We start from the raw sequence: 1,061 nt of genomic DNA, 5'->3' as shown, positions 1-1,061 counted from the left end.
AATAATCAACAGAAGGGGAAGCAGGTATGACTCACACTCAACAAGACTGGCACCCAGCCGAAATTATTTGTGCATTACGCAAGCGTGGTACGACACTCGCCGCTTTATCCCGTGAATCGGGACTCAGTTCTTCTACACTGGCAAATACCTTATCCCGCCCATGGCCCAAAGGGGAGTTTATCATCGCTACCCGTTTGGAGCTGGCGCCGTCTGAAATCTGGCCCAGCCGTTATTTTGACCGCTAGGGTAATTTGATTGAGCGAAAAGCACGCAAATCGTTTGCTGGATAATACCCTGTTATTATCTGTGACATTCAATACGATAATACCGGTTCAGGGTTTATCCGTTATTCTCTGTTACGACCTCTTTATTTTCAGCAAACACAGTTGAGTTGTTCATTGAATACATCACCGGGTTCCTTGCATAGTCAGGATTATTTTACGACTGAGCAGGAACCTATCTGGCATGAAAATAAACGCGTTAATCGGCTTAATGGCGGTCATACTGACGGGATGCGCGACTCCCGTAAAACAACCGCTATCTCAGCCTTCCCAAAGTCGTTTTTCTTCCGTTACGCTGACACGCAACATTCAGCCTGTTTCACCGGATATTTATGGACAACAACCTGAAGTTGTTCGTTATGGCCGTTATTTGCTGGTCAGTACCAACCCGACAGAAGCACAATATGCCCCGCTTTCCCAATTGGTTGATATCCATATCCCTGTGTCGCTGAAACCGACGGTTGCTGATGCGCTGCATTACGTGTTGCGTCAATCAGGTTACTCGTTATGTGCACCGGATAAAACCCATGACATCTTATATCGCCAGCCATTGCCCTCTGTGCACTATCAGTTAGGCCCTGTCCGGTTACGCACCGCATTGCAAATCATGGCAGGCCCGGCCTGGCAACTGGACGTGGACGAGGTGCAGCGAGTGGTTTGTCATCATTTACGACAAGGCTATCGGCTACCGGCTTCGGTTAAACAAACGCAGCAGGGAGGGCATTGATGAAATTGCATCGTTTCGGTTTATTGGTCTGGTTGCTGAGCAGTTCAGTGTGG

At 48.4% G+C, this 1,061-nt stretch carries 2 protein-coding genes; both read left to right on the top strand.

What is annotated here, in order from left to right; genetic code table 11:
- Nucleotides 1-26: 26 nt before the first annotated feature.
- Complete coding sequence (locus Xedl_RS19765) at nucleotides 27-245, top strand: helix-turn-helix domain-containing protein (RefSeq protein WP_074025434.1); 219 nt, start codon at nucleotides 27-29, stop codon at nucleotides 243-245.
- 220 nt (nucleotides 246-465) lie between these two features.
- On the top strand, nucleotides 466-1,008 hold the full coding sequence (gene pilL2 / locus Xedl_RS19760; protein WP_074025432.1) for a PFGI-1 class ICE element type IV pilus protein PilL2: 543 nt from the start codon (nucleotides 466-468) through the stop codon (nucleotides 1,006-1,008).
- Nucleotides 1,009-1,061: the final 53 nt, after the last annotated feature.

The organism is Xenorhabdus eapokensis (assembly GCF_001908105.1).
This window is presented reverse-complemented; position numbering and strand designations above follow the sequence as displayed.

Excerpts from the sequence above, each read along its gene's own strand:
- Xedl_RS19765 (WP_074025434.1), top strand. The coding sequence starts at position 27 with ATGACTCACACTCAACAAGACTGGCACCCAGCCGAAATTATTTGTGCA.
- pilL2 (WP_074025432.1), top strand. The coding sequence starts at position 466 with ATGAAAATAAACGCGTTAATCGGCTTAATGGCGGTCATACTGACGGGA.